This window comes from uncultured Rothia sp. (assembly GCF_963555405.1).
In the GTDB taxonomy this organism is placed as follows: domain Bacteria; phylum Actinomycetota; class Actinomycetes; order Actinomycetales; family Micrococcaceae; genus Rothia.
This window is the reverse complement of the sequence record NZ_CAUVVO010000001.1, coordinates 20,875-45,257: the sequence shown is the minus strand read 5'-3', so window position 1 is coordinate 45,257 and position 24,383 is coordinate 20,875. Positions and strand designations below refer to the sequence as shown.

The 24,383-nt window shown below is 60.2% G+C and carries 23 protein-coding genes and 1 other RNA gene; 15 read left to right on the top strand and 9 right to left on the bottom strand.

Annotated elements, in window-relative coordinates; translation table 11 throughout:
* The first annotated feature begins 103 nt into the window (after positions 1-103).
* The 7 genes from RWL87_RS00190 (at position 104) to RWL87_RS00160 (ending at position 5,924) form a co-directional block, all read left to right on the top strand.
* Complete coding sequence (locus RWL87_RS00190; protein ID WP_313968510.1) at positions 104-571, top strand: DUF4190 domain-containing protein; 468 nt, start codon at positions 104-106, stop codon at positions 569-571.
* 239 nt (positions 572-810) lie between these two features.
* Positions 811-1,701: a DUF4190 domain-containing protein gene (locus tag RWL87_RS00185; RefSeq protein ID WP_313968509.1), complete on the top strand. Its 891-nt coding sequence runs from the start codon at positions 811-813 to the stop codon at positions 1,699-1,701.
* Positions 1,702-1,948: 247 nt separating this feature from the next.
* Positions 1,949-2,321, top strand: a transfer-messenger RNA (tmRNA) gene (gene ssrA / locus RWL87_RS00180).
* A 234-nt stretch (positions 2,322-2,555) separates the two neighbouring features.
* The gene (locus tag RWL87_RS00175; protein ID WP_313968508.1) at positions 2,556-2,735 is read left to right on the top strand and encodes a hypothetical protein; all 180 of its coding nucleotides are present in this window, start codon (positions 2,556-2,558) and stop codon (positions 2,733-2,735) included.
* Between the two features lie 861 nt (positions 2,736-3,596).
* Positions 3,597-4,238: a GyrI-like domain-containing protein gene (locus RWL87_RS00170; protein WP_313968507.1), complete on the top strand. Its 642-nt coding sequence runs from the start codon at positions 3,597-3,599 to the stop codon at positions 4,236-4,238.
* A 133-nt stretch (positions 4,239-4,371) separates the two neighbouring features.
* Positions 4,372-4,689 (top strand): heavy metal-binding domain-containing protein, encoded by a 318-nt coding sequence (locus RWL87_RS00165; protein ID WP_049333301.1) that lies wholly within the window; start codon positions 4,372-4,374, stop codon positions 4,687-4,689.
* A gap of 629 nt (positions 4,690-5,318) precedes the next feature.
* The gene (locus RWL87_RS00160; protein WP_313968506.1) at positions 5,319-5,924 is read left to right on the top strand and encodes a hypothetical protein; all 606 of its coding nucleotides are present in this window, start codon (positions 5,319-5,321) and stop codon (positions 5,922-5,924) included.
* A 122-nt stretch (positions 5,925-6,046) separates the two neighbouring features.
* Here RWL87_RS00160 and RWL87_RS00155 read toward each other — a convergent pair whose 3' ends face one another.
* The 8 genes from RWL87_RS00155 to RWL87_RS00120 form a co-directional block, all read right to left on the bottom strand.
* Positions 6,047-6,988, bottom strand: a complete 942-nt coding sequence (locus RWL87_RS00155) for an inositol monophosphatase family protein (RefSeq protein ID WP_313968505.1) — start codon at positions 6,986-6,988, stop codon at positions 6,047-6,049.
* A gap of 80 nt (positions 6,989-7,068) precedes the next feature.
* Positions 7,069-8,196: a ribosome small subunit-dependent GTPase A gene (rsgA, locus tag RWL87_RS00150; protein WP_313968504.1), complete on the bottom strand. Its 1,128-nt coding sequence runs from the start codon at positions 8,194-8,196 to the stop codon at positions 7,069-7,071.
* Positions 8,197-9,693 carry a 3-phosphoshikimate 1-carboxyvinyltransferase gene (gene aroA, locus RWL87_RS00145; RefSeq protein WP_313968503.1) on the bottom strand — a complete coding sequence of 499 codons (1,497 nt, stop codon included), beginning with the start codon at positions 9,691-9,693 and terminating at the stop codon, positions 8,197-8,199.
* Positions 9,694-9,923: 230 nt separating this feature from the next.
* On the bottom strand, positions 9,924-10,238 hold the full coding sequence (rsrA, locus tag RWL87_RS00140) for a mycothiol system anti-sigma-R factor (RefSeq protein WP_313968502.1): 315 nt from the start codon (positions 10,236-10,238) through the stop codon (positions 9,924-9,926).
* Positions 10,239-10,324: 86 nt separating this feature from the next.
* Entirely contained in the window at positions 10,325-11,065 is a 741-nt protein-coding gene (locus RWL87_RS00135; protein ID WP_313968501.1) for a sigma-70 family RNA polymerase sigma factor, read from the bottom strand.
* 158 nt (positions 11,066-11,223) lie between these two features.
* On the bottom strand, positions 11,224-11,298 hold the full coding sequence (locus RWL87_RS08900; protein WP_095343185.1) for a 50S ribosomal protein bL37: 75 nt from the start codon (positions 11,296-11,298) through the stop codon (positions 11,224-11,226).
* Positions 11,299-11,537: 239 nt separating this feature from the next.
* Complete coding sequence (locus RWL87_RS00125; RefSeq protein WP_005505446.1) at positions 11,538-12,137, bottom strand: GDSL-type esterase/lipase family protein; 600 nt, start codon at positions 12,135-12,137, stop codon at positions 11,538-11,540.
* 219 nt (positions 12,138-12,356) lie between these two features.
* Complete coding sequence (locus tag RWL87_RS00120) at positions 12,357-16,034, bottom strand: multifunctional oxoglutarate decarboxylase/oxoglutarate dehydrogenase thiamine pyrophosphate-binding subunit/dihydrolipoyllysine-residue succinyltransferase subunit (RefSeq protein ID WP_313968499.1); 3,678 nt, start codon at positions 16,032-16,034, stop codon at positions 12,357-12,359.
* Between the two features lie 411 nt (positions 16,035-16,445).
* Between RWL87_RS00120 and RWL87_RS00115 the strand changes: the two genes are divergently transcribed.
* The 6 genes from RWL87_RS00115 to RWL87_RS00090 all read left to right on the top strand — a co-directional run bounded on the left by RWL87_RS00115 (position 16,446) and on the right by RWL87_RS00090 (position 22,222).
* Positions 16,446-16,646, top strand: coding sequence for a hypothetical protein (locus RWL87_RS00115; protein ID WP_313968498.1), 201 nt, complete (start codon positions 16,446-16,448; stop codon positions 16,644-16,646).
* On the top strand, positions 16,637-17,971 hold the full coding sequence (locus RWL87_RS00110; protein ID WP_313968497.1) for a hemolysin family protein: 1,335 nt from the start codon (positions 16,637-16,639) through the stop codon (positions 17,969-17,971). Before RWL87_RS00115 ends, RWL87_RS00110 begins: the two co-directional genes overlap by 10 nt.
* Positions 17,968-19,050 (top strand): hemolysin family protein, encoded by a 1,083-nt coding sequence (locus RWL87_RS00105; protein ID WP_313968496.1) that lies wholly within the window; start codon positions 17,968-17,970, stop codon positions 19,048-19,050. The genes RWL87_RS00110 and RWL87_RS00105 overlap by 4 nt, the downstream gene beginning before the upstream one ends.
* Positions 19,051-19,403: 353 nt before the next feature.
* On the top strand, positions 19,404-20,405 hold the full coding sequence (locus RWL87_RS00100; RefSeq protein WP_313968495.1) for a metal ABC transporter solute-binding protein, Zn/Mn family: 1,002 nt from the start codon (positions 19,404-19,406) through the stop codon (positions 20,403-20,405).
* On the top strand, positions 20,406-21,305 hold the full coding sequence (locus tag RWL87_RS00095) for a metal ABC transporter ATP-binding protein (protein WP_311450468.1): 900 nt from the start codon (positions 20,406-20,408) through the stop codon (positions 21,303-21,305). It abuts the gene before it with no gap.
* Positions 21,302-22,222 carry a metal ABC transporter permease gene (locus tag RWL87_RS00090; protein ID WP_313968494.1) on the top strand — a complete coding sequence of 307 codons (921 nt, stop codon included), beginning with the start codon at positions 21,302-21,304 and terminating at the stop codon, positions 22,220-22,222. The genes RWL87_RS00095 and RWL87_RS00090 overlap by 4 nt, the downstream gene beginning before the upstream one ends.
* A gap of 301 nt (positions 22,223-22,523) precedes the next feature.
* Here RWL87_RS00090 and RWL87_RS00085 read toward each other — a convergent pair whose 3' ends face one another.
* Positions 22,524-22,988, bottom strand: coding sequence for a transcriptional repressor (locus RWL87_RS00085; RefSeq protein WP_313968493.1), 465 nt, complete (start codon positions 22,986-22,988; stop codon positions 22,524-22,526).
* 157 nt (positions 22,989-23,145) lie between these two features.
* Here RWL87_RS00085 and RWL87_RS00080 point away from each other — a divergent pair, with 157 nt between their 5' ends.
* Together RWL87_RS00080 and RWL87_RS00075 are read left to right on the top strand one after the other, a co-directional pair.
* Positions 23,146-23,823 carry an MBL fold metallo-hydrolase gene (locus tag RWL87_RS00080; RefSeq protein ID WP_313968492.1) on the top strand — a complete coding sequence of 226 codons (678 nt, stop codon included), beginning with the start codon at positions 23,146-23,148 and terminating at the stop codon, positions 23,821-23,823.
* Between the two features lie 54 nt (positions 23,824-23,877).
* Positions 23,878-24,306 carry an HIT family protein gene (locus RWL87_RS00075; protein WP_313968491.1) on the top strand — a complete coding sequence of 143 codons (429 nt, stop codon included), beginning with the start codon at positions 23,878-23,880 and terminating at the stop codon, positions 24,304-24,306.
* Positions 24,307-24,383 lie beyond the last annotated feature (77 nt).

Here is a 24,383-nt window from a genome sequence, read left to right as displayed (position 1 = left end):
TTGCTCTAGGAACTTGCCGGTAGGGGCGGGGCGCGGTTCCTCACGTATAATGGTTAAAAATTCGTGGCGTACCGCGAGCACCATTCATTCTTTGAGGAGACATATGTCTGAGAACCCGAACTACCAGCAGAACCCGGGCGAGTTCATTCCCGCACCGCAGCAGGCACCCGCATACAACATGCAGGGCGGCTACCCCGGCTACCAGCCGAAACCGGGCTCGGGGCTGGCTATCGCCTCCTTGGTCTGCGGTATTTTGGGTGTTCTGACCGGTATTTTTATCTTTAGTGGACTTTCTCTTGGCCTGGCGGGTATCGTGCTGGGTATTGTTGCGCTGGTGAAGGTGAAGAACGGTACCGCTTCCGGTAAGGGCATGGCGATTGGTGGTATTGTCACCGGCGCGCTGGGCATGATTGTTGCTGTTGTCGTGCTGATTCTGGGCATGATTGGCCTTGGCATGCTCGGCGACTGCGCTGAGCAGGCCGTGCAGGATTCGAACGGCAACTACGTGTGCACCATTCATGGTGAAACCATGACGATGAGCCCCGATGAGTACAAGCTGTACCGCCGCTAAGCCGCGTTGAGCATATAGAGACGTGAAGGGACCGAATAGTGTCGAACTATTCGGTCCCTTGCTCTTTTTCGGCGCTGATTCTGCCCGATTGGTGGACTCTGGGGGATGATTCTGGAATCTTGGACTTCATAGATGACCCCAATGACGGCTTATTTATATAATGGAACCGAACTCAGCGCGCAATGGTGCGTTGGGCGAGTATAAATTGTTCGCTGCAACTGTGAAGGAAAGAACGACGGATGTCTGAGAATAACTACGGAAACAACCAGGGGAACGCGCAGAACCCCTACGCTGCTCAGCAGCCTAATTCTTCCGCCCAGAGCTCGTACGGTCAGGATTACGGCCAGGCTCCTTCGGCACAGAACACCTACGGCCAGGATTACGGTCAGAGCGCATCCGCTCAGAACACCTACGGTCAGGCACAGCAGCAGAACGCTACTCCGCAGAACTCGACCCAGCAGAACCAGTACGGTCAGTTCGGCGCGCAGTCTTCTTCGCAGAATGCTTACGGCCAGAACGCTGCTCAGGGTACCTCTGCCCAGGGCGCTTCGGCACAGAACGCTTACGGTCAGACTCAGCAGCAGAACCAGTACGGTTACGGTCAGGACGCATCCTACCAGGCTCAGCCCGCTCAGCAGCAGTACGGCTACGGTCAGGACGCCTCGTACCAGGCGCAGCCCGCTGACTACAACTACCAGCAGAACTCTTACCAGCAGCAGCCTCAGCAGGATGCTTACGGTTACGGTCAGCCCGCGGGTTACCCGTATGCGGCTCCCGTGACGAAGAAGGCTCCCGGCATGGCGCTGGCGGCAATGATCCTCGGTATTGCGGCTGTGCTGACCGGTTTCTTCGTGTTTGGCGCTCTGCTGGGTATTGCCGCAATCATTCTGGGTGTGCTGTCCCTGAAGAAGGTCAAGGAAGCTGGTACAGGTAAGGCATTCGCGCTCACCGGTATTATCACCGGTGCGGTGTCTGTCCTGATTTCGATTTGCATGCTTTTCGTATTCATTTCTTTCTATCAGACCACTCAGAAGTGCCTTGAGGTTGGTACCGAGGACGGTCACGGTAACGTGGTCTGCCAGATTGGTGACAACCCGAACAACCGCATGACTGTTCCGGCTCACCGCTAAGTTTTAGCCGCCTAATACGGTACACGACGGGGTGGGGCTCCCAGATTTTCTGGGGTGCTTCACCCCGTTTGCTCTGCCCTGAATTTTTGCGCCCGCCGTTGGTTCGGGCGTGTGCGGGGTGGGGGACTTGCACGCCGTTAAACATCTTGGATATACTGAATCTCTACCGTGTTTGAATGGCACCACGGCGTCAAGGTATGTCGAGGAAAACTTTCAGAAGACGGTGGGCTTTTTGATAAAAGCATAGGGGGATGATCGGTTTCGACGATGTGAGTTGAGATGGGTGAAGCGTGCCGAGGATGCAGGGTTATCTCGTTAACGCCCTCTGCAAAAAATTAAGTGCAGAATCTAAGCGCACTGACTTCGCACTCGCTGCCTAAGCGCGAGTTGCCGTCTGTCGGCCTGAGCATGCCTTTGGCTCAGTTACCGGCATCGACTTAAAAGGCCACTGCTGCTAGCCCTTGTTGCGGGGGCTGGCGGGACTTTTACGTGACTAGGTTCGTCGGTATATGTGTTTATGCAAGTACCGGAGCCGAAAAGTAGCGTTCGCATAAACTGCGCACGGAGAAGCCCCGTTGACGCCACATCGGACCGGGGTTCGATTCCCCGCATCTCCACGATCTCCCAATCGTCCGCTCACCTTCACGGGTGTGCGGCGGTGATTATCGGTTCCAATCCAGAGGAAGAACCGCGGTAGGTTTCTACCACCCGGCAGGACGCTCCACGGCGTCACCTGCCGGGTATTTTTATGCCCATTTTCGGGTCCGTTCGGGGCGTGCCTGCGTGCTCGTGGGTTGGGCGTCAAAAGGTTTGGGCTAACGTCAAAAAGTATGGGCTGGCGTCGAAAGGTTTAGATGGACAACATCTTCATCCGCACCGACTCTGCCGGGAACATCAAACCCGACAAAGAAAAATCCACCGAGAATATCGACGGCGTGGTGGCCACCATCATGGGCCTCGACCGCGCGATTAGATGCGGCAGTGGACCCGCCACTGAGAGCGTGTTTGACAGAAGATGCATGTTTTTCATGTAATGTCGATTTACGCGTTACATCTGACGAGACTCTCTGATAGACTGCTGAGTAGTGATGTAATATACGTCACTATGTGACGTGGGAATGCATTCATCATAAAGCTTATGTGGGGTTAGCTGCTTCCACGATTGCAAGAGCTTTAGGGCCAGCATTCGTTGGTGGTTTTGGAAAAGCCATTGGAGGTCCGGCACTAATTGCCGTTGCGCTAGCTGTTGTAGCAGTGTCCTGCGCTCTTTAATCTGGGAGAGGTCAAATGCGTGCGAAGAATATATTTACACTAGGATTTCTTCTCACTATTGTTCCGATGTTCTGGGTGGTTATCTCAATTGCCAGAGATTGGGAGTTCTTCGAGCCAGTATCAATTCTAGGTGCAATTTTAGGGGGTCTTTTGGTCACTTTTGTAGCCAGAAGGACGCTTGAGAGTGATTCAAAGTTCCCTAAGGGACCTCCTAAGGGACCTAGCGTGTAAAACATCGCTTAGAGGTTTCTAAGAGGAAGAACCGCGGTAGGTTTCTACCACCCGGCAGGACGCCCCACGGCGTCACCTGCCGGGTATTTTTATGCCCAATTGTCGGTCTGTATTGCTGGTTCGTTCTGGGGTGTACCGGTGTGCCCCTCCGCGACAAGCCCGCGCAGCATAGCCCCGTATGTGAGCGAGTCGCGGCTCATGAGCTCGCAGTGCCCTACCCCGCCCAGATGCGCAGCTCTGCCTCAGGGAACGATGGTGGAACCGCTCGTCAGGCGCGCAGAAACGCCCGTGAATTGAGTTAACAATCGGATCCCTTAGCAGCGCGGATAGGGCCGCGAGGAGAGTGACAGATAGCACTTGTGGTACCGTCGTGGCGAGCGAAGGAGCTTGACATGGCCTTTGACTTTAAGAAGGAACACAAGGAACTCTACGCCCCCAAGAAGAGGCCGGGCATTATCGAGGTCCCGCCGGTTACCTACGTGGCGGTGTGTGGAAGTGGTGACCCTAACGAAGAAGGCGGGGCCTACCAGCAGGCAATCGCGGTCCTGTATGCCATCTCCTACACAATCAAAATGAGCAAGAAGGGTACTCGTCAGATCGAGGGCTATACCGACTTTGTCGTCCCGCCTTTGGAAGGCTTCTGGTGGCAGGACGCCGTGGAGGGGGTCGACTACGCCCACAAGGAGGCATTCAACTGGATTGCCGTTATCCGTCTACCCGACTTCGTGACACGGGAGGTCTTCGGCTGGGCGGTCGAGGAGGCGACGGCGAAAAAGAAGATTGACTGCTCGATTGCGGAGTATCTTCGGGTACGCGAGGGGCTCTGCGTCCAGTGTCTGCACGTCGGTAGCTACGACGACGAGCCTGCCACGGTCGAAGCCATGGATGCCTTCGCGCGCGAGCAAGGCTACGAGATCGACCTGTCGGAGGAGCGGCGCCACCACGAGGTTTATCTGTCGGACGCTCGCAAGGTAACACCTGACAAGTTGAAGACCATCGTGCGTCATCCGATTAAACTCGCGGGTGAAAACTGACAGTCCGAATAGCGGCAGCCTGGCGAGTGTGAAGTGTTAGGAGCTTCGTGTTCGTGCAGCCGGTGGTCTACTAGCCGTAGCGCGAGAAGACAGGTAGTGTTGTTACGTTAGCTCTCTATGATTGGAGTGAATAATGCTTGTTGTGACGACCCCGACTGTTGAGGGTGCACCCGTCAAGGAGTACATCGGTATGGTCTCCGGCGAAGCGATCTCCGGTGTCAACATGTTCAAAGACATCGGTGCGAGCCTGGCCAACTTGTTCGGTGGCCGCGCCTCCCAGTACGAGGAAGAGATTGGCGGCGCCTCCGAGACCGCCGTCAATGAAATGTGCGCCCGCGCCGAGGCGATGGGCGCCAATGCGGTCGTCGGCGTGAAGGTCGACTACTTCACCGCCGGCACCGACAACGGCATGCTCGCCGCCATCGCGACGGGCACTGCGGTCATTCTCTGACCCGCGCCTGCAGGGCGCTCGGCTCGCGCAGAACAACCCGCCAGAAGGGGCTCGCATGGGCCTGTGCTGGCGGGTTGTTGTTGCGCTCATCGGTGCTCACCCCCCCCGTTGGAGGCGAAGCGCTCGGTTGACGCGCGCATAAGCATCGAGTGCCTCGGCGCTAACTTTGACTCGATCGCCCGCGTAGACGGCCTGAAGGTGACCGCCGCGGATAGCACGGCGTAGGGTGGCAATGGATTCATAGCCCGCCTCGGAAACCTCGCGGAGCGAGTAGGGGTGCGGCGGTGATAATCGGTTCCAATCCAGAGGAAGAACCGCGGTAGGTTTCTACCACCCGGCAGGACGCCCCACGGCGTCACCTGCCGGGTATTTTTATGCCCATTTTCGGGTTGGCCCGGGGTGCGCCTGCACGCTTGGAGGACGCTCAGGTGACCGCATTGTAATGAGAACGCCATCAGAGAAGACGAAAACGCACCCTATGCCGTAGTATCGAAGGGTAGATATCGTTGTTCGGTGTTGGCTGTTCATTCAACCTCACCGGCAATGTACGAGAGCAACCCAAAAGTCGCTCATAGGTGCACCACCGCTACGATGCGGCAGCCGCTATGACGACCACTCAAGGACACACCATGGAAAACCAGATTCCCACCCCCTCCTTCCCGGAGCAGAACAACGCAAACTCCCCGCAGCCGGTACCTGCAGGCGTAGCACCCGGCGCTCCCATCGGTGCAGCACCCGGCGGCCCCGCCCTGGGCGTGGCACCCGCAAACGTGCGCGACCGCGACGACAGCTACCAGCGCATCCCGGACGTCTACCAGGTGCCGGCTGAATACCGCCGCCCCTACGGTGAGACCACCGGCGACTTCCGCGGCCCCGGCTACTTCTACTCCATTGGCGCTTTCGGCGCCTCCCTGGGCGCCCTGGCGCTGACCCTCTACGCGTGGATTCAGGTCGCGGCACTCCACTCTGAAGCAACGCTCAACTCCCGCGGTTACAGCTCCTCTGAATATAGCTCCAGCCTGAGCCTGAGCCCCAACATCATGGTGATTGCTCTGCTGCTCGTGGGTCTGATCCCGGTCGGCGTTTCCATTTGGCTTGCCATCTACTCGGCGAAGGTGAACGCCGGCCACGTCACCAAGTACACCTCGAAGATGACGACCTTCAACATTCTGGCGTACATCATCTCGGGTCTGAGCCTGCTGGGTCTGCTCGGCACCCTCACCATGCTGTCCTAAAACTGGCAACGCTTGCTCTCATAGCGATACATAGCGAGGCGGCGGCTTTCCACTTACCGGAAAGCCGCCGCCTCGCTATATTGCTACCACCATCGGGGGGAGGGGCTAGGGGTGGAGAGAGTCTAGGAACGGGGTGCGAGCGCCTCCAGCACCTGCTGCTGGACCGCCGCCGTATTACTCGCCACCAGGGACACTGGGTGCACGCCGGAGACCGAAACACCCGCGTTCTCGGGCAGATCGCCCTCCAGCGTGGAGGCGACGCCGCCAGCCTCACGAATCAGCGGCAGCAGCGCCGCCACCTCGTAGAACGACAGAGACGGATCCACGAGGGTATCCACGGCACCTTCAGCGAGCATACACGCCGCCCAGAAAGAACCGTACGCGCGGGAACGACCCACAGAGCCCAGAAGCTGTACAAGCTCGCCAGAGCGGTCTACAGCGCCTTCAGAAGCCGCCTTCCAGGAGGCGAGGTCGGTGTACGCGGCAGACAGCTGATTCAGCTGAGTCAGCGAGGACACCTCAAGACGAGTCGCTTGCGCCAAGGACTTACCCGTGTACGCGCCCGAACCGCGAGCAGCCCACCAGCGACGACCCAGCGCGGGCGCAGACACCACACCCACCACCGGCTCACCCTGATCCAGCAAAGCAATCAGAGTCGCCCACACCGGCACGCCTCGGCGAAAATTATCCAGCTCAGCAATCGGCGCAATCACCCACTGGCGCGACGCCTGACCGTTATAGCCGGCATGCTCACCGGCAATACCGTCACGAGTACGCACACGCGACAGCTGCGCACGCAGAAGCTCCTCAACCTCCTGAGCCACACCCGAAGCGTAATCGGCAGGTTCCTGCTCCTGTACTTCCGGTTCTGCGGGCTGCTGAGTAGCCTGCTGCCACGGAGCCAACGGTGCCGCGGCGGGTGCCGCTTCGGCGGGTTCTAGGACCTCGGATGCGGGGGAGAAGACCGGGCGGTCACGAAAACGCATGGCGCTCACACGATCGACGCTATCGGCAAGAATATGCGCAAGACGCAAATCGTCGGTGTACTGCTGGGGACGGCTCATAGTAATGCTCTTCTTCAGTATCGGTGATGTAGTCAGCAAAAATGTGTGTGCGGGAGGGGCAGAAAACCCTGCATAGAACCCTAAACGAGAGCGCCCAGTTCCTTCTCCGAATCGCCCTCTTCAGGAGTCAGCAACAGCAGCTTACGCAGCGACTCCAGGCGGGCGGGGCCGCTCTCACCGGCGTGACCGGCGGCAACGTACGCCTCTATGCCGCACTCGGGAGCCTGCGCCGCGTGAGTACACGCCTTCGGGCAATCCGCCGCGCCGGGTGCCAGATCCACGAACGCCTCTACCACGGTCTCCGGGGGCACATGCGCCAGACCGAACGAACGAATACCCGGAGTATCAATAATCCAGGTGCCCGGCTCCATCGGCTCCCCATTCGCATTCACCGGACGCAACGCCAACGCCGACGAGGACGTGTGGCGGCCACGGCCCGTCACCGCGTTCACATGACCGGTCGCACGCTCCGAGCCGGTCAGCGCATTCACCAGGGTCGACTTACCCACACCCGAGTGGCCCAGAAGCACCGACACCTGACCCAGCAGCTCCTGTAGAAGCTCCTGAACCGGTGCAGACTCCAGACCCTTCGCGCCCTCCTGGCTCGGCGCAAGACCATCAGAAGACGAAGAGAGCACAATCTTCAAACCGCTTGCCGCATAGTAATCCAGCAGGTTCTGCGGGTAGCGCACATCGGTCTTGGTAATGCACAGAATCGGCTCGATACCGGCATCAAACGCCGCCACCACGGCACGGTCAATGAAGCCGGTACGCGGCTCAGGGTTCGCTGCAGCAACCACAATCACCAGCTGCTGAGCATTTGCCACGACCACGCGCTCCGACGGGTCGGTGTCATCGGCGCTACGGCGCAGAATGGAGGTACGCTCACCCAGACGCACAATGCGCGCCAGGGTATCCTTCGCGCCGGAGGTGTCACCCACCAGGTCCACAAAGTCGCCGGTCACAATCGCGGTGCGGCGCAGCTCCTTAGCGCGCGCCGCAACGAGGGTGCGCTCCTTCTCGGTACCCTCATCAACGACGACCGACCAGCGGCCGCGGTCCACCGTAATGACCCTGCCACGAATCGCTTCTTTGAAGGTCGGGCGGTCCTTCGTGCGGGGGCGGGAACCCTTCTTGTTCGGGCGCACGCGCACATCTGACTCATCCCATTCGGAGAAATCGCGCACGTTCATGCGGGAAGAACCCATTTAGAAGACCTCCTGGTCGGCGGTAGCATCAGCGGTGGAGGCGCCGGTCTGCCACTGCGCCAGCATGTCCTCCCACATTGCGGTAAATTCGGGCATGGTCTTCGCGACGGTGGCTACGTTCTGCACCACCACGTTACCGCGGCGCAGACCAATAATCGCCGCGAAGGTCGCCATGCGGTGATCGTCGTAGGTGCGCGCCAGAACCTGCTCAGCCTCAGCGTCAGCGGGGATGGGCGCCTCAATCACCAGCGAATCGGCGGTGTCGTGGGCGCTGCCTCCCAGACGGTTAATCTCGGCGGCGAGCGCGGCGAGGCGGTCCGTCTCATGACCGCGCAGATGCGCAATACCGGTCAGCTCAACGCGGCCCTTCACGAAGGCGCAGGCAGCTGCCATGGTCGGCGCCAACTCGCCACCGGCAGACAAATCAAAGGAGAAATCGCCCTCGGGAAGCTGGGCGGGGCCGGTCACGGTCAGACGGCCCTCAGCGTAGCTCACCTGGGCGCCCAGCGCGGGCAGAAGCTCACGCCACATATCGCCCACCTGGGTCGTGCCCGCCGAAGAATCAGCCGCGGGGGCGGGCCAATGGGGAATAGACACCGACTCGCCGGTGACCACTGCGGCGGCAAGGAACGGACCGGCATTTGAAAGGTCCGGCTCAATGGTCATCTCAAAGCCGGGGAAGGAACCGGGGTGAACCGTCCAGCGGTACTCGCCACCCCCTGCTTCGTTGCCTTGAGTCGGGTAGTGCTCCTGCACCCGAATACCCATCTGGCGCAGCGCCTCCACGGTCATCTGAATGTGCGGGATGGACGGCACCGAAGAGCCCTCATGCACCAGCACCATGCCCTGCGGCAGGCGAGGCTCCATCAGCAGCAGAGCCGAAACGAACTGGGACGACGTAGACGCATCAATACGCACCACGGGCGCCTCAGAAACGCCCTCCGCGCTCGCCAGACCGGGGGAGCGCAGCACAAACGGCAGAGCGTTCTCGCCCTGCTCACAATCCACCTGCACACCCAGCTGACGCAGACCCTCCAGAACCGGGCCCATCGGACGCTGACGGGCGTGCGGGTCACCATCAAAAGCGAACTCACCCGGCAGAAGCGCCGCCAGGGCGGGGACAAAACGCATCACGGTACCGGCAAGACCGCACTCAATCGACACGGTGCGCGGCTGAGCCCGTGTGGAATGTGCTTCCACAAAGCTCAGGGGAGTGACCTTTACATCCGGGCCGAACGGCGAATCGGTCGGCACCAGCTCAACGCCCGCACCCAGCTGGCGCAGCGCCTCAATCATCAGCGCCGAATCGCGCGAATGCAGGGGCGCACGCAAATACGAGGGGGAATCAGCTAGAGCGGCAAGCAACAGATAGCGGTTCGTGAGCGACTTAGAACCCGGAATATGCACCAGCGCGTTCTTGCCAGCGGCTTCGCTGGAGGCGGGTGCCAGGGGAGCGGGCCAATCACCGGGGGAAAGCTGCACTGCTGCGTCGCTCATACATCCTCTTCTGGTTCAAATCATGGGGAGGGCGCAGACTCAGAGACGCTGCGCCGGTTGACGTCTACCCCTATTCTACCGGTTGAGGGTTTGCGAGCCGCTGAGGGCTCTAGCGGTGAGATAGGCAATGCACACCAGGTAGTGCTAGCCAACGCAACATGCAGAAAGGCGGCGCACCGTCATTGGTGCACCGCCTTCATGCGTACAGGAGCATTATGAGTTCGCGTTACTTAGAGGTTAGCCTCGGCGCAGAACTTCTGCACATCCTGCAGCAGACGCGCCTTTAGCTGCTCGGGCGCCTGCTGAGCGCACGAAGAACGCATCTTCTCACGCACCATCAGTTCAAAGTCCTTCACATCCGCGCATTCGGGGCAGGCATTCAGATGCGCCTGAATCGTGCGCAGCTGCTCGGGGCTCAGCTCCCTATCGAGGAACTCGTAGAGGTGCTTGAGTGTCGACGAGCAGGGCTGACCGCCGCAATCCTCCAACGGCTCGGAAGCCGCAGGAGATTCGGGGATGGAAGAATTCTTGTCTGTGGTTGACATCGGGGTTCCTTTCACACGGAAGGTATAAAGCGTTAGGGGAGTGTAGCCTCAGGCTCTGGGGCTAACTCACGTGTAGAAGAGCGAAGCTAAGAAGCCGCAGGCGCCTCGGAACGAGAGCCCGCCGGAGGGGACTTTACGCCCTTGGCTGTCTTAGCGCCCTTGGTAGCCTTTGCCAGCTGCGCCTTAGCGCTCGCCTTCGCTGCAGCTTTCTCCTCAGCCTTCGCCTCTACCTTCGCGATGGTTGAAGGGCGCAGACCGTTCTCACGCGCATAATCGAGCAGCTTCTCACGCAGAATACGGCGGCCACGATGCAGACGAGACATCACCGTGCCCAGCGGGATATCCAGAATCTCCGCAATATCCTTGTACGCGAAACCCTCCACATCGGAGTAGTACACCACCATGCGGAAATCCTCAGACAGCTCATTCAGAGCCTCACGAACCTCCGTGCTCGGCAGGGCGCTCAGCGCCTCGGCCTCAGCAGAACGCAGACCCACCGCATCATGCTCACCAGCCTGAGCCAGCTGCCAATCCTCCACCGTTTCACCCTGAGACTGCTGCGGCTCACGCTGACGCTTACGGTACAGATTGATGTACGTATTCGTCAGGATGCGGTACAGCCACGCCTTCAGGTTCGTACCCTCGGTGAACTGGTGGTATGAGGCGAAAGCCTTCATATAGGTTTCCTGAACCAGGTCTTCAGCATCGGCAGAGTTGCGGCTCATCCGCAGGGCGGCAGCGTAGAGCTGATCCACGTACTGCATAGCGTCCGCGGTAAAGCGTTCGCGCAGCTCGCGGGTATCCGCCGCGGTGTTGGTTTCAGCCATGTTCTCTCCTCTACAGGAACGCGCCAGGCGTTCACTGTCATAACGTAGAATTCTTCTCTTTATTCCGCAGAATGTGCACAAACATCTGCGGGTAAAGCAAAACCCCGGGTCCGAATAATATCCGAAACGCCGGGGTTTTAAAGTGTATGCAAGATACCTTATGCGTTGGGGCGCTTACCGTGGTTTGCGCCGCCCTTACGACGGTCCTTGCGCTTACGACCGCGCTTGCTCATCAGAGCCTCCTTATAGTGTTCATGGATGCACGCCCCACCTTCGCGGTGCGTGCCCCTATTACCTGCCCTATCAGAGGCGGTCACCGAAAACCGGTGCTCCACGCTATAAGGGCAACGCCGTCTATTTTTTCATAGAAACGGCATGATTGCATCTTGGAACCGGGATATGAGCGAAAAAACACGAACTTTCTTCGCGCCTTTTCGCTCTTCCGACCAGGTCCGACTAGGGGAGCGGGCTCTTAGCCGTGCTCAGGAATGTTCAGCCAGTTGTACCAGCCGCGGTGCAGAACCAGCCACGCCATCAGACCGTAACCGGACTGACCCGGGCGACCGTCATTAGCGGCAAGGTCGTTGCGCCACTGCTCGTGGTGCAGCAGCGGGTTGAAGGTATCCACGTACACGTGGTTGCGGCGGGTCACCACATCCGCATACGCTGCCGACAGGTCAGCGATACGGCGGTTACGCTCAGCGTCCAGGGTCGGCGGGGGGCCAACGACCAGAACCTTAATGTTGTTCTGCGACGCCATGTCCACAATGTTCGCCAGGTTCAAACGCGAACGTGCGCTGGTCAGACCCAGATCAATGTCAAAGGTCGACGGAGCAATAATGAGGCGGTTATCAGCACCGGGAACGAAGCGGCGGCGCGCCTCCTCGAACCAGCGTGCGTTCAGCTGCTCGCTACCTTCATTGGGTGCGGCAAGGTTATATGCCGCGATGGATGCGGTGGTCTGCGGGGTGCGCGCCATAACACGGCCAAACCAGCCGAGAGTACGGGGATCCCCAACACCGGCGAGCAGGTCATCGCCGACTGCCACAATTCGAATATTGCGTTGCTCCACGGAATTCTTTCTTCTGCAGTATGCGCCCGCCGTGAGAGGCGGCAAGGCACGTGAGTAATAGTCTTTATATCTAGGATAAGCGCTCTTGAGCCTCTTTTCGAACTTAATACCCTCTCCGGTAAGCATCCGAGACTAAAAAACTGTCTCCCCGCCAGAAACACCTGACGGGGAGACAGTTTTTGAACAGCTACATCCTTAGCCGGTTAGCTGTAGAAGACCTTAGCCTTCGAAGACCTGCTTGAGCAGAGCCTCAGCCTCAGCTGCGTGCAGCTTACCGGTACCGGCAGCCGGGGAAGCAGCTGCGGGGCGGGAAGCAAGACGCATACGGCGGTCGATCAGCGGCTGCAGGTTCAGAGCCATGAACGGCCACTGACCCTGGTTAGCAGGCTCGTCCTGAGCCCACACAACGTCGGTAGCGTTCGAGTACAGAGCCAGCTGCTCCTTGATCTCGCTCTCGGGCAGCGGGTACAGCTGCTCCACCGAGACAATAGCGGTCTTGGTGTCGCCGCGGCGCTCGCGCTCAGCTTCCAGATCGTAGTAGAGACGACCGGATACGAAGACCACACGCTCAACCTGAGCCGGGTTAATACCCGAACGGTCACCAATCACCGGCTGGAACGAACCCTCGGTGAAGTCCTCGATGGAGGACGCAGCAGCCTTCAGACGCAGCAGCTGCTTGGGGCTGATCACCACGAGCGGCTTGTACGGACGGTGCTGAGAGTGGCGACGCAGCAGGTGGAAGTGCGAAGCCGGGGTCGAGGGGCAAGCCACAGTCATGTTGTTCTCAGCGCAGAGCTGCAGGTAACGCTCAACACGAGCCGAGGAGTGGTCAGGACCCTGACCCTCGTAGCCGTGAGGAAGCAGCATAACCAGCGAGGAGCGCTGGCCCCACTTCTGCTCGGAGGAGGACACGAACTCGTCAATGATGGTCTGAGCGCCGTTCGCGAAGTCACCGAACTGAGCCTCCCACACCACGAGCGAGTCGGGGCGCTCCACCGAGTAGCCGTACTCGAAGCCGAGAACGCCGTACTCAGAGAGGAAGGAGTTGTAGATACGGAACTTGCCCTGATCCTCAGAGAGGTGCTCCAGCGGCGACCACTCTTCATCAGTGATGTGGTCGTGCAGAACAGCGTGACGCTGAACGAAGGTACCGCGCTGAACATCCTGACCGCTCATACGAACGTCGGTGCCCTCCATCAGCAGCGAACCGAAGGCGAGCAGTTCACCCATGCCCCAGTTCACGTTGCCGGTGCGGCCCATCTCAACACGCTGATCCATGAGCTTCTTCAGCTTCTTGTGGATGGTGAAGCCCTCGGGAGCCTTGCCGAACGCGTCAGCGATGTGCTGCAGAGTCTCGCGGGAGATTGCGGTCTTGCCAGCGTGAACGACCTCGGTGTTCTGCTGAGCAGCCGGCAACTCCAGACCGGAAACGTGCGGAGCGGACGGAGCCGGTGCCGAAGACTGAGTCTCGACGAAGATAGCGTCCAGCTTCGAGTGGTAGGAGTCCAGAACCTCGTCTGCCTCTTCCTGAGAGACATCGCCACGACCGACCAGGTCCTGTGCGTACAGGGTGCGGGTCGAAGGCAGAGCGTCGATGTCCTGGTACATCTTCGGCTGGGTCATCGACGGATCGTCAGCCTCGTTGTGACCGCGGCGGCGGTAGCAAATCAGGTCAATGACAACGTCGCGACCGAAGCGCTCACGGTACTCGAATGCCAGGCGTGCTGCGCGAACCACTGCGTCCGGGTCATCAGCGTTGACGTGGAAGACCGGAGCCTTAGTCATACGCGCAATGTCGGTAGCGTGGGTTGCGGTGCGGCCGTCGTTGGGCAGGGTGGTGAAGCCAATCTGGTTGTTCACCACAACGTGCACGGTGCCGCCGGTGGTGTACGCCTTCAGGTCAGCCATCTGCAGGGTCTCCATGACGATACCCTGGCCAGCGAACGCTGCGTCACCGTGAATCAAGATCGGCAGGACCGGGTGGCCCTCAACGCCCTGCTCGCGGTAGACATCCTGCTTAGCGCGGACAATACCCTCGAGCACGGTGTTTGCAGCCTCAAGGTGCGAGGGGTTAGCAGCCACGTACACCTGGGTCTGCTTACCGGAATCGGAGGTGAAGACACCCTCGGTACCGAGGTGGTACTTCACGTCACCGGAGCCACCCTCGTAGGGTGCTGCGGTGCCGGAGAACTCACGGAAAATCTGAGCGTAGGACTTACCAGCAATGTTGGTCAGCACGTTCAGGCGGCCGCGGTGTGCCATACCGATGGCAACGCCCTTCAGGTCGTTGTTAGCGGCCTTGTCCAGAACAGCGTCCAGCAGCGGAATCAGGGACTCGCCGCCCTCCAGGGAGAAGCGCTTCTGACCCAGGTACTTGGTCTGCAGGAAGTTCTCGAATGCCTCAGCCTCAACCAGCTTAGAGAGAACACGCAGCTGCTCCTCGCGGGTCGGCTTAGCAACGCCGCGCTCCAGGCGCTCCTGGAACCATGCGCGAACCTCGGGGTCCTCAGAGTACATGTACTCAACAGACAGAGAGCCGGAGTATGCCTCGTGCAGGCGCTCCAGGATGGTGCGCAGCGGCAGACGCTCGGCACCGCCGAAGCCACCGGTCGGGTAGACGCGGTCCAGATCCCACAGGGTCAGGCCGTAGTTCTCCAGCTTCAGATCCGGGTGCGAACGCATCTTGTAGCCAACGGGGTTGGTTGCTGCGGTCAGGTGGCCGTGCACGCGGTACGCGTGAATCAGCTGCTGAATACGTGCAACCTTGGAAATCTCGTGAGCGTCATCGACGTGGTTGTCGCGTGCCCAGCGGACCGGCTCGAAGGGAACCTTCAGATCGCGGAAGATAGCGTCGTAGAAGTCGTCGCCACCGAGCAGGTAGTGCTCAACCAGCTTCAGGAACTCACCGGAACCTGCACCCTGAATGACGCGGTGGTCGTAGGTGCTGGTCAGGGTGATGATCTTGGACAGGCCCTGCTGGGTGATGAGCTTCTCGGACAGGCCGCGGAACTCAGCCGGGTACTCCAGAGCACCCACACCGATGATGGCTGCCTGGCCCTTAGAAAGGCGGGGCACCGAGTGGACGGTACCGATACCACCGGGGTTGGTCAGCGAAACAGTGGTGCCGCGGAAGTCCTCAATGGTCAGCGCGCCGTTACGGCCACGCTTAACGATGTCGTTGTACGCATCCCAGAACTCGCGGAAGCTCAGCTGCTCAGCACCCTTGAGGTTCGGAACAACCAGGTTGCGGGAACCATCGGGGCGGGGCAGGTCAATAGCCAGACCAAAGTTCACGTGCGCGTTGTGGATTGCAACGGGCTTACCCTTCTCGTCCACGCCGTAGGTCACGTTCATCGAGGGCATCGCTGCCACTGCGCGAATCACAGCGTAACCAATGATGTGGGTGAAGGAAACCTTGCCGCCGCGGGTGCTTGCCAGGTACTTGTTGATAGCTGCGCGGTTCTCAATGAGCAGCTTTGCGGGGACCGCACGAACGGTGGTTGCGGTGGGGACAGTCAGCGACTCTTCCATGGTCGTGACGACTGCCTTAGCAGGGCCGCGGAGGGGGACAATCTTGTCTTCAGCAGGTTCCACAGTTTCAGCCTTCTTGGTAGCAGCGGGAGGGGTGGGGTTAGCAGGCGCAGCCGCAGGCTTCGGTGCCGCGGGAGCGGGAGTTGCAGCAGGTGCGGCAGGTGCAGCCGGTGCGGCGGGTGCCGCAGCAGGAGCTGCACTAGCGGTACCGGCGCCTCCCAGCGCCTTGTCGATGGTCTCAAAAATGGGCCACCATGAAGGGTCCACGAGGTTCTTGTCCTTCTGGTAACGCTCGTACTGTTCTTCAACGAACCATTCGTTACCGGCAAATTCCTCAGGCACCAGATGTTCTGGCAGATTTGGCACGTTAAACGCCTCTTCCAATTAGTGTGAATTTATCCGTCGCGTCCGGGACTCTCCCCGGCATAGACGACCCGCGTCTTCGAGGGGCGAATCATCACGCTGAGCATGTGCGCATCGCCTATGGTGGTGGCCGTATGTGCGGGGTGTGCACCGTACAAACCTGCCTAGCGTGCCGTGAACGTCGGAGTTCATCCGCTTGCATGGCGGCACACTCATGCTCCTATGTATAAGTGTAAAGAGAATCACGGTGAACTTTCCAGCTCATCGCGCCATATCCGCAATGCAATTTTTCACTGTACGCGGTTCAAAGGGTGTTGAGGGTGCGCTCGGCCTACGCGTGTGCCTGTGAGAGGGCACCCTAAGACGGGGGATAAGGGCGAAACCTTCGCTAAAATATTGGGTATGGATGACCCTTTGAGTAAGACCCTGAATACTAGTCAGCGCGGAATACTGCCCGAATACTCGGCACTCCGTACCGTGATGTTCCGTGCAGCTACCCGTGAAAACACCCCGCTTTCGAGTGCCCAGCATCTGGACACCTCCCGCGCGGTGGTGCTTCACCAGAACCGAGTCGCCGCACACCAGTCGATGGAGGCGGTGGCTGAGTGGATCTAATCCTCCTGCTCATCGGCCTACTCCTCATCCTGGGAACGGGCTTCTTCGTTGCCGTAGAGTTCTCCCTCGTGGCGCTCGAAACCGCCACCGTACAGCAGGCAAAGGACTCCGGCGATAAAGCCGCCGATGCTGTCCTGCGCTGCCTCAAGACGCTCTCCACTCAGCTCTCCAGCTGCCAGATTGGCATCACCATCACCACGCTGCTGACCGGTTACACCCTCGATGCCGCCATCAAGGCGCTCACCACCGGTGCTATCAACAGCCTGGGGCTGCCCACCAGTGTGACCGACGTGCTCACCCTGGTGCTCGCGATGCTCATCGCAACCCTGCTCTCCATGGTCGTCGGCGAACTGCTCCCCAAGGGCCTCGCCATTGCCGAACCCTACGACGTGGCACGCCGAGTCGCCCCCGCGCAGCTCGCCTTCACCCGCGTCATGTCCCCGCTTGTGCGCGTCATGAACGGCTCCGCCAACTGGATTCTCGGCAGGTTCGGCATGGAAGCCAAGGAAGAACTCTCCGCAGCACGCACCCCCGAGGAGCTCTCCTCCATGGTGCGCCGCTCCGCAGAAGAAGGCACCCTCGACTCCGATGCGGCACGCTTCGTGGACCGCACCCTGCGATTCTCCGAGCTGACCGCCTCCGAAGTCATGACCCCGCGCGGCCAGGTCGCCATGCTCGAAGACACCGCGCCCGTTGCCGAAGTCATCAAGCTGGCACGCTCCACCGGTCACTCCCGATTCCCGCTCTACAGGGGCGACCATGACAACATCGTGGGCGTCGTGCACGTGAAGAAGGCAGTCGGCGTACCCCCGGAAGTTCGAGAAACCCTCGAAGCCGGAGCCCTCGCAGAAGACGTGCTGCAGGTCCCCGAAACCCTGCACCTGGACGCGCTGCTCACCCAGCTACGCCAGGGTGCTCTGCAGCTTGCCGTGGTCCTCGACGAATACGGCGGAACCGCCGGCATCGCAACCCTCGAAGACCTCGTCGAAGAAATCGTCGGTGAAGTCTCCGACGAACACGACCGCGGCCGCACCGAACGCCCCCTGCGCTACGGCAATGGCGACTGGGTGTTCTCCGGCCTGCGCCGCCCCGACGAAATCAACGCCCTCATCCCCGGACTCGAGGTTGAGGAAAGCCCCGAATACGAAACCGTCGGCGGCTTCATGATGGAACGACTCGGCCGCATCCCCGAAGTTGGCGACAGCGTCCCCGTGCCCGGCGGTACCCTGCGCGTCGACACCCTCGAAGGCCGCCGCGTCGACCGCATTCGATTCACCCCCGCCCCTAGCGCACAGGAACAGACCGAGAAGGGAGGCAACGCATGAACGACTGGGTAGCCATCGCACTGCTCGTCATCCTGCTCGCCGGTAACGCCTTCTTCGTCGCCGGTGAATTCGCCATCATGTCCACCCGACGAGCACAAATCGAACCGCTCGCCGAAGACGGCAACAAGCGAGCGCAGACCGTCATCTACGCCCTAGAGAACGTCTCGCTCATGCTCGCCACCTGCCAGCTGGGCATCACCATCTGCTCCCTGCTGATTCTGAACGTCTCAGAGCCGGCGCTGCACCACCTGCTGGAAGTGCCCCTGCACCTGGTTGGCCTGCCCCACGCCATCGTGGACGTCATCGCCTTCGGTGTCACTCTGATTCTGGTCACCTACCTGCACGTAATCTTTGGCGAGATGGTTCCCAAGAACGCCGCAGTGACCCTCGCAGCTCGCGGTGTGGCTCTCTGGATTGTGCCGACTCTGGTGACCTTCTCCAAGATCTTCGCCCCCGTGGTCGCCCTGCTGAACAACCTGTCCAATAAGCTGCTGGCACTCATGAAGGTCGAAGCCAAGGACGAAGTCGCCTCCACCTTCACCCTGGGGGAGCTGCAGACCATCGTGGCAACCTCAACCGCGGAAGGCACCGTGGAAGACGACGCCGGCGTGATTGAAAGCGCCCTCGAATTCACCGAGAAAGACGTCTACGAAATCATGGTGCCCGGCGATAAGCTCGTCACCCTGCCCTTCGGTTGCACCCCCGCCGAACTGGAACGTGCCGTGGCACGTAGCGGCTACTCCCGCTTTGTCGTCACCGACAACGACGGAACCTACATGGGCTACCTGCACGTGAAGGACGCCCTCGCCATCGCCCCCGAACGGTTCGAGGAGCCCTTCCCCTGGTACAAGCTGCGTTCCCTGGACACGCTTACCCCGACTACCGATATTGATGATGCGCTCGCCTCCATGCAACGCAGCCGAACCCATATCGCGCAGGTTATGGATGAGCACGGCACCACCCTCGGTGTGGTCTTCCTCGAAGACGTGCTGGAGGAGCTGGTCGGCGAAATCAACGACACCACCCAGGATGCGGTGCGTGAGCGTGTACGCCGCCAGCAGGCGCGCGAAGCGCAGTAATAAGCCCAGTAACCGCATCGTGAGATACCCCGGGTGAAATGGGGAAATCTTGAACACACAGCCCGCCCCGCGCTCTCGTAAAAGAGAACGCGGGGCGGGCTGTTTGGCGGTCAAAAACAGCTTATGGATGCCCCCAAAGGGCAGTCTCAGACGGCGGGATGAAGCGGCAGTATAAAGTAGCGGTGGGGGAGCGCCGTAGGCTGAGCTAACTATCCCTGTTGCATAAGCTACTGACAGGGAAAAGGGTTGCCTAACAGCACCCAAATGACACCAATAAAGAGTTGTTTATACGGGTGTGCGCATGATGTAGTTAAGGAACCTACAGACTAGAACGAAACCGAAAGAGAGCCCTCATGTCGCACCCGAAGATCACCCGCAAGCACTTCCTCACCGCAATGGGCTCACTCGCCGCGTCCTCCCTGCTGCTGGCAGGCTGCGCAACCGAGAACAAGACCTCCGGTTCGTCCTCCTCGGCTGGCTCCAACGGCAAGGTGAAGGTCGTCGCCTCCACCGACGTCTACGCAGACATCGCCAAGCAGGTCGGCGGCGACTACGTTGAGGTGACCGCACTGATTGCCTCCACCAGCACCGACCCCCACTCCTACGAAGCCACCAGCGCCGACCGCCTCAAGGCGAAGGACGCATCCCTGATCGTCATCAACGGCGCAGGCTACGACCTGTTCCTCGAAGACCTCGCGGGCAAGGACAACACCTCCCAGAAGATCGTGAACGCGGTCAAGGTCAGCGGCAAGCTCACCGACGCCGAATACACCCACCTGGTCGAGGACCACCGCGGCGGCGAACACCACGAAGACGGCGGCGACCACGCCCACGCACACGAGTTCAACGAGCACCTCTGGTACGACTTCGAAACCATGAAGAAGGTCGCCCAGCAGATTGCTGAAGAGCTTGCAGGCATCGACTCCGCACACACTGAAGCATTCCGCACCAACGCATCCACCTTCTCCAAGGAACTGGACGCACTGGACACCACCGCCAAGGCAATCGCTGGCGAGGGCAAGAAGTACCTGTCCACCGAGCCCGTGCCGGACTACCTGATTTCCTCTACCGGTGCAGAGAACGCAACCCCCAGCGAATTCGCTGAGGCAGCCGAAGCCGGCAACGACGTTCCCGCCCTCGTCCTGAAGGAAACCAAGGACATGGTCACCGAGAAGAAGGTCCAGCTGCTCGCCTACAACGAGCAGACCTCCACCTCCCAGACCAACGAGGTGCTGCAGGCAGCTAAGGACGCCTCGGTGAACTACGTATCCTTCACCGAAACCCTGCCGGAAAACACCAACTACCTGGCATGGATGAAGACCAACGTCAGCAACCTCGAAAAGGCGCTCTCCTAAGTGACTGACAACAATAACGGTGCCACCCCCGCGATTTCCATTCGCGGGGGTAGCCTCGCTTTCGGGGCCCGCACCCTCTGGAAAGATCTAACCCTCGACATCGGCGCTGGCGAGTACTTCGCCGTGCTCGGCCCCAACGGCTCCGGCAAGTCCACCTTCCTCAAAGTCGTTCTCGGCCTGACCGGACTCAACGCCGGAGAAATCTCCGTGCTCGGCAAGCCCGCACGCCTGGGCAACGCCGGCGTCGGCTACGTACCGCAGCAGAAGTCCATCCCCACCTCCACCCCGATGCGCGCCCGCGACCTCGTGGGTCTAGGCGTGGACGGGCACCGCTGGGGCATCCGCCTGCACGGCAGAAAGTACCGCGCCAAGGTCGATGAACTCCTCGAAGCCGTCGGCGCGACCGAGTATGCGAACGTGCCCGTGGGCCTGCTCTCCGGCGGTGAGCAGCAGCGCCTGCGTATCGCCCAGGCGCTCGCGAACGACCCGAAGATTCTGCTGGCTGACGAGGCGCTACTCTCCCTGGACCTCAACCACCAGTACGCGGTGGCTGAGCTGATTCACCGCTTCAACCGTGAACGCGGCGTGGCGGTGGTGTTCGTGACCCACGAAATCAACCCCATCATCGAGCATGTGGATCGTGTGCTCTACCTGGCGAACGGCCGTTTCACGGTCGGCTCGGTCGAAGAGGTCATGACCAGCGAGACCCTCACCTCCCTGTACGGAACCCCGGTGAGCGTGCTCAAGTCCAATGGTCGTTACGTGGTGGTGGGCGAGACCCACGCGAGCGATCACTGCCATATTGAGGGCACCGACCAGAACGTTCACGGATCCCACCTGAAGTCTGGCCCGTCCGAGACGCAGCGCACCCTACACCTTCCGGGAGGAACCACTCGATGACCATTCTTGCTTCCCTTCCCGCCCTGGCTCCGGTTGCCGCCGCGCAGAATGATTTGCTTTCCCGCATTTTCGTTTTTGACCGCTACGGCGAGCTGCTGCACATGTTGCAGAACTCCATTTTTGCTGGCGCCGTGCTGGGCCTTATCGGCGGTTTCGTTGGTATTTTCGTGATGATGCGCGACCACGCCTTCGCGGTGCACGGTATCTCTGAAATGTCCTTCGCGGGTGCCGCCCTGGCGTTGTTGCTCGGCTATGACGTGGTGACCGGCTCCATGGTCGGTTCGATTGCCTCGGCTCTGCTGATTGCTTTTCTGGGCTCTAAGGCGAGTAACTCAAACTCGGTGATTGGTGCACTCATGCCCTTCGGTCTGGGCCTGGGTATTCTCTTCCTGTCCCTGTACCAGGGTCGTAGCGCGAATAAGTTCGGTCTGCTGACCGGTCAGATTGTGTCCGTGGATGCCGACCAGCTGCACACCATGATTATGGGTGCGGTGGTTATTATTTCCCTGCTGGTCATCGTGTGGCGTCCGCTGAGCTTCGCCTCCCTGGACCCGGAGGTCGCCCGCGCTAAGGGCGTGCCGATGCGCTTCCTATCCCTGGTATTCATGGTGATTCTGGGTATTGCTGTGGCGCTGTCCGTGCAGGTGGTCGGTTCGCTGCTGGTGCTGGCTCTGCTGATTACTCCGGCGGCTGCGGCAATGCAGGTGACTGCTTCTCCGGTACGCACCCTGATCCTGTCGGTGCTGTTCGCGGAGGCGTCCATTGTGGGCGGTATTCTTCTGGCGCTTGCCGGTTCGTTGCCGATTAGCCCCTACGTGACCAGCATTTCCTTCCTGATTTACGTGGTGTGCCGTGTGATTGGTGGCGTGAAGCGCCGCCACAGCGCGTCGGGTCGCCAGCTGGCGGAGAAGGCATAAACCCGTCTAGAAGGCTGTAGCCTCTGCTGACGGCAGTCCATAAAGTAAAGAGCCCCACCTCGTTCCCGAGGTGGGGCTCTTTACTGTCGTGCTGTGTTCGCGCTACGGATTATGCACCCGGTGCGCGAGGCGGGCTCAACCTGTTCGGCAATGTGTCGCCTTGTCCAGATGCCCTGTGTGTCGTGCTGCGGTGGCGTCAAAGATCTTTGAAGACGCCACCTCTCTTTTTCCTCCAGAGAAGAATCTTCTCCGGTGAAGGAAAGCCGCTCAGCAGGTGAGGGGTGCGGCTTAGCCTGCAACGTTAGCGTGCAGTGTCGCCCTGCGATTCTTCCTCGCGACGTGCCAAAGTGCAGTCCGGGCAGTAACCGGTCACTTCAACCACGTGCTCCAGCTCCGAGAAGCCGTGCTGCTTGCCCATGGCCAGTGCCCAGTCCTCGAGGGCGGGCGCTTCCAGCTCGATGGCGGTGCCGCATCGGCGGCAGAGCAGGTGGTGGTGATGGTCCTTTACCTGGCAGTGGCGGTACAGGGTCTCACCCTCAACGCCCTTGACCGAGTCCAGCTCACCGGCGTTAGCCAGCGACTGCAACACGCGGTAGGTGGTTGCGAGAGAGACCTGTTCCTTGCGGTTCGCGAGGGTCAGGTGCAGATCCTGTGCTGAGATGAAATCGCCGAGCTCTTCCATGGTCGCCTTGATGATGCGACGCTGGCGGGTATTTCGGGCTTCGGCGGGCTTCGTAATTCTCCGTACGGGAATATGAGTGTCCATTGCTGAACCTTTCGGGGCGGAGGGCCGCCCCATTGTGTGGTCGATCTTGTCTTACGACTTTACACTAGAGGCGTTCAAAAGGTGGTTGATTTGCGGCTTATCTCAAAAATTGAAGCCGCCGCCGGGCGGGTGCTGGGGTTCGCGGTAGACTGAAACTATGAAGATGACGAAGTACACCCACTCATGTATCCGCCTTGAGAATGAGGGGCGCACCCTCGTTCTTGACCCCGGCAATTTTGCCGCTGAAGGCGAGCATGCCACCGCGCTGGAAGGCGCCGATTACCTGTTCGTGACCCACGCGCATCCGGACCATTTTGATGGCCCGTCGGTGTTGCCGCTGATTGCTGAGCGCGCCGAGTCGCAGAACCCCCTGAAGATTTGGGCTCCCGAGGCTGTCGCCCAGGTTATCAAGGAGGCTGTGCCCGCCGCTGAGGTTACCGTTGTTTCCTCCGATTCTGAGTTCAGCGTCCCCGGTTTTGAGGTGAAGACCTACGGCGGTCAGCACGCCCTGATTCACCCGCTGATTCAGACCATCGCAAATATTGGTTACCTGATTAACGGTGCCGTGTACCACCCCGGTGACTCCCTTGTGGTGCCTCACCGTGTGCGTGCAAATACCGTGCTGGTGCCGATTCACGCGCCCTGGTCTAAGGTTCAGGAAGTCATTGATTTTGTGATTGCGACCGGCGCGCAGCGTGTGGTTCCGATTCACAACGGCATGATTAACCAGAACGGTACCGGCATTATTGAGGGCCTGGTGACGAACTTCGGTGCGAAGTACGGCACCGAGCTGAAGCACCTGAACCCCGGCGAGAGCATTGAGGTTGAGGCGTAGGGCCTGAACGTTGAGCTTCAAACGCGCCGATGACGGCGCATGAAGGAGATTATTGTGAGCACGATTTTTACCAAGATTATTGACGGCGAGATTCCCGGCCGCTTCGTCTGGAAGGATGACCAGTGCGTCGCCTTCCTGGACATTATGCCGCTGTCGGAAGGTCACCTGCTGCTCGTTCCCCGCGCCGAGATTGACCGCTGGCCCGACCTACCGGCTGAGCTGGCGGCACACCTGTTCGCTGTGGCGCACAAGATTTCTGGTGCGCTGGATCAGGCGTTCGACAAGGACCGTGTGGCTCTGATGATTGCGGGCTTCGATGTTCCGCACACCCACATCCACCTGTTCCCGGCTGACGGCATGGCTGACTACGATCCCGCTAACGCCAAGAAGGACGCCACCGCCGAAGAGCTGGATGCGGCAGCTGAGAAGGTGCGTGCCGCTCTGCGCGAGCGTGGCCACGGCGAGTTCGTGCCCGAGGCATAAGCGCCGTTTACAGCGCGTATAAACACGAAGGAGCCGCCCTCTACAGAATAGTAGAGGGCGGCTCCTTCGTTGTTATA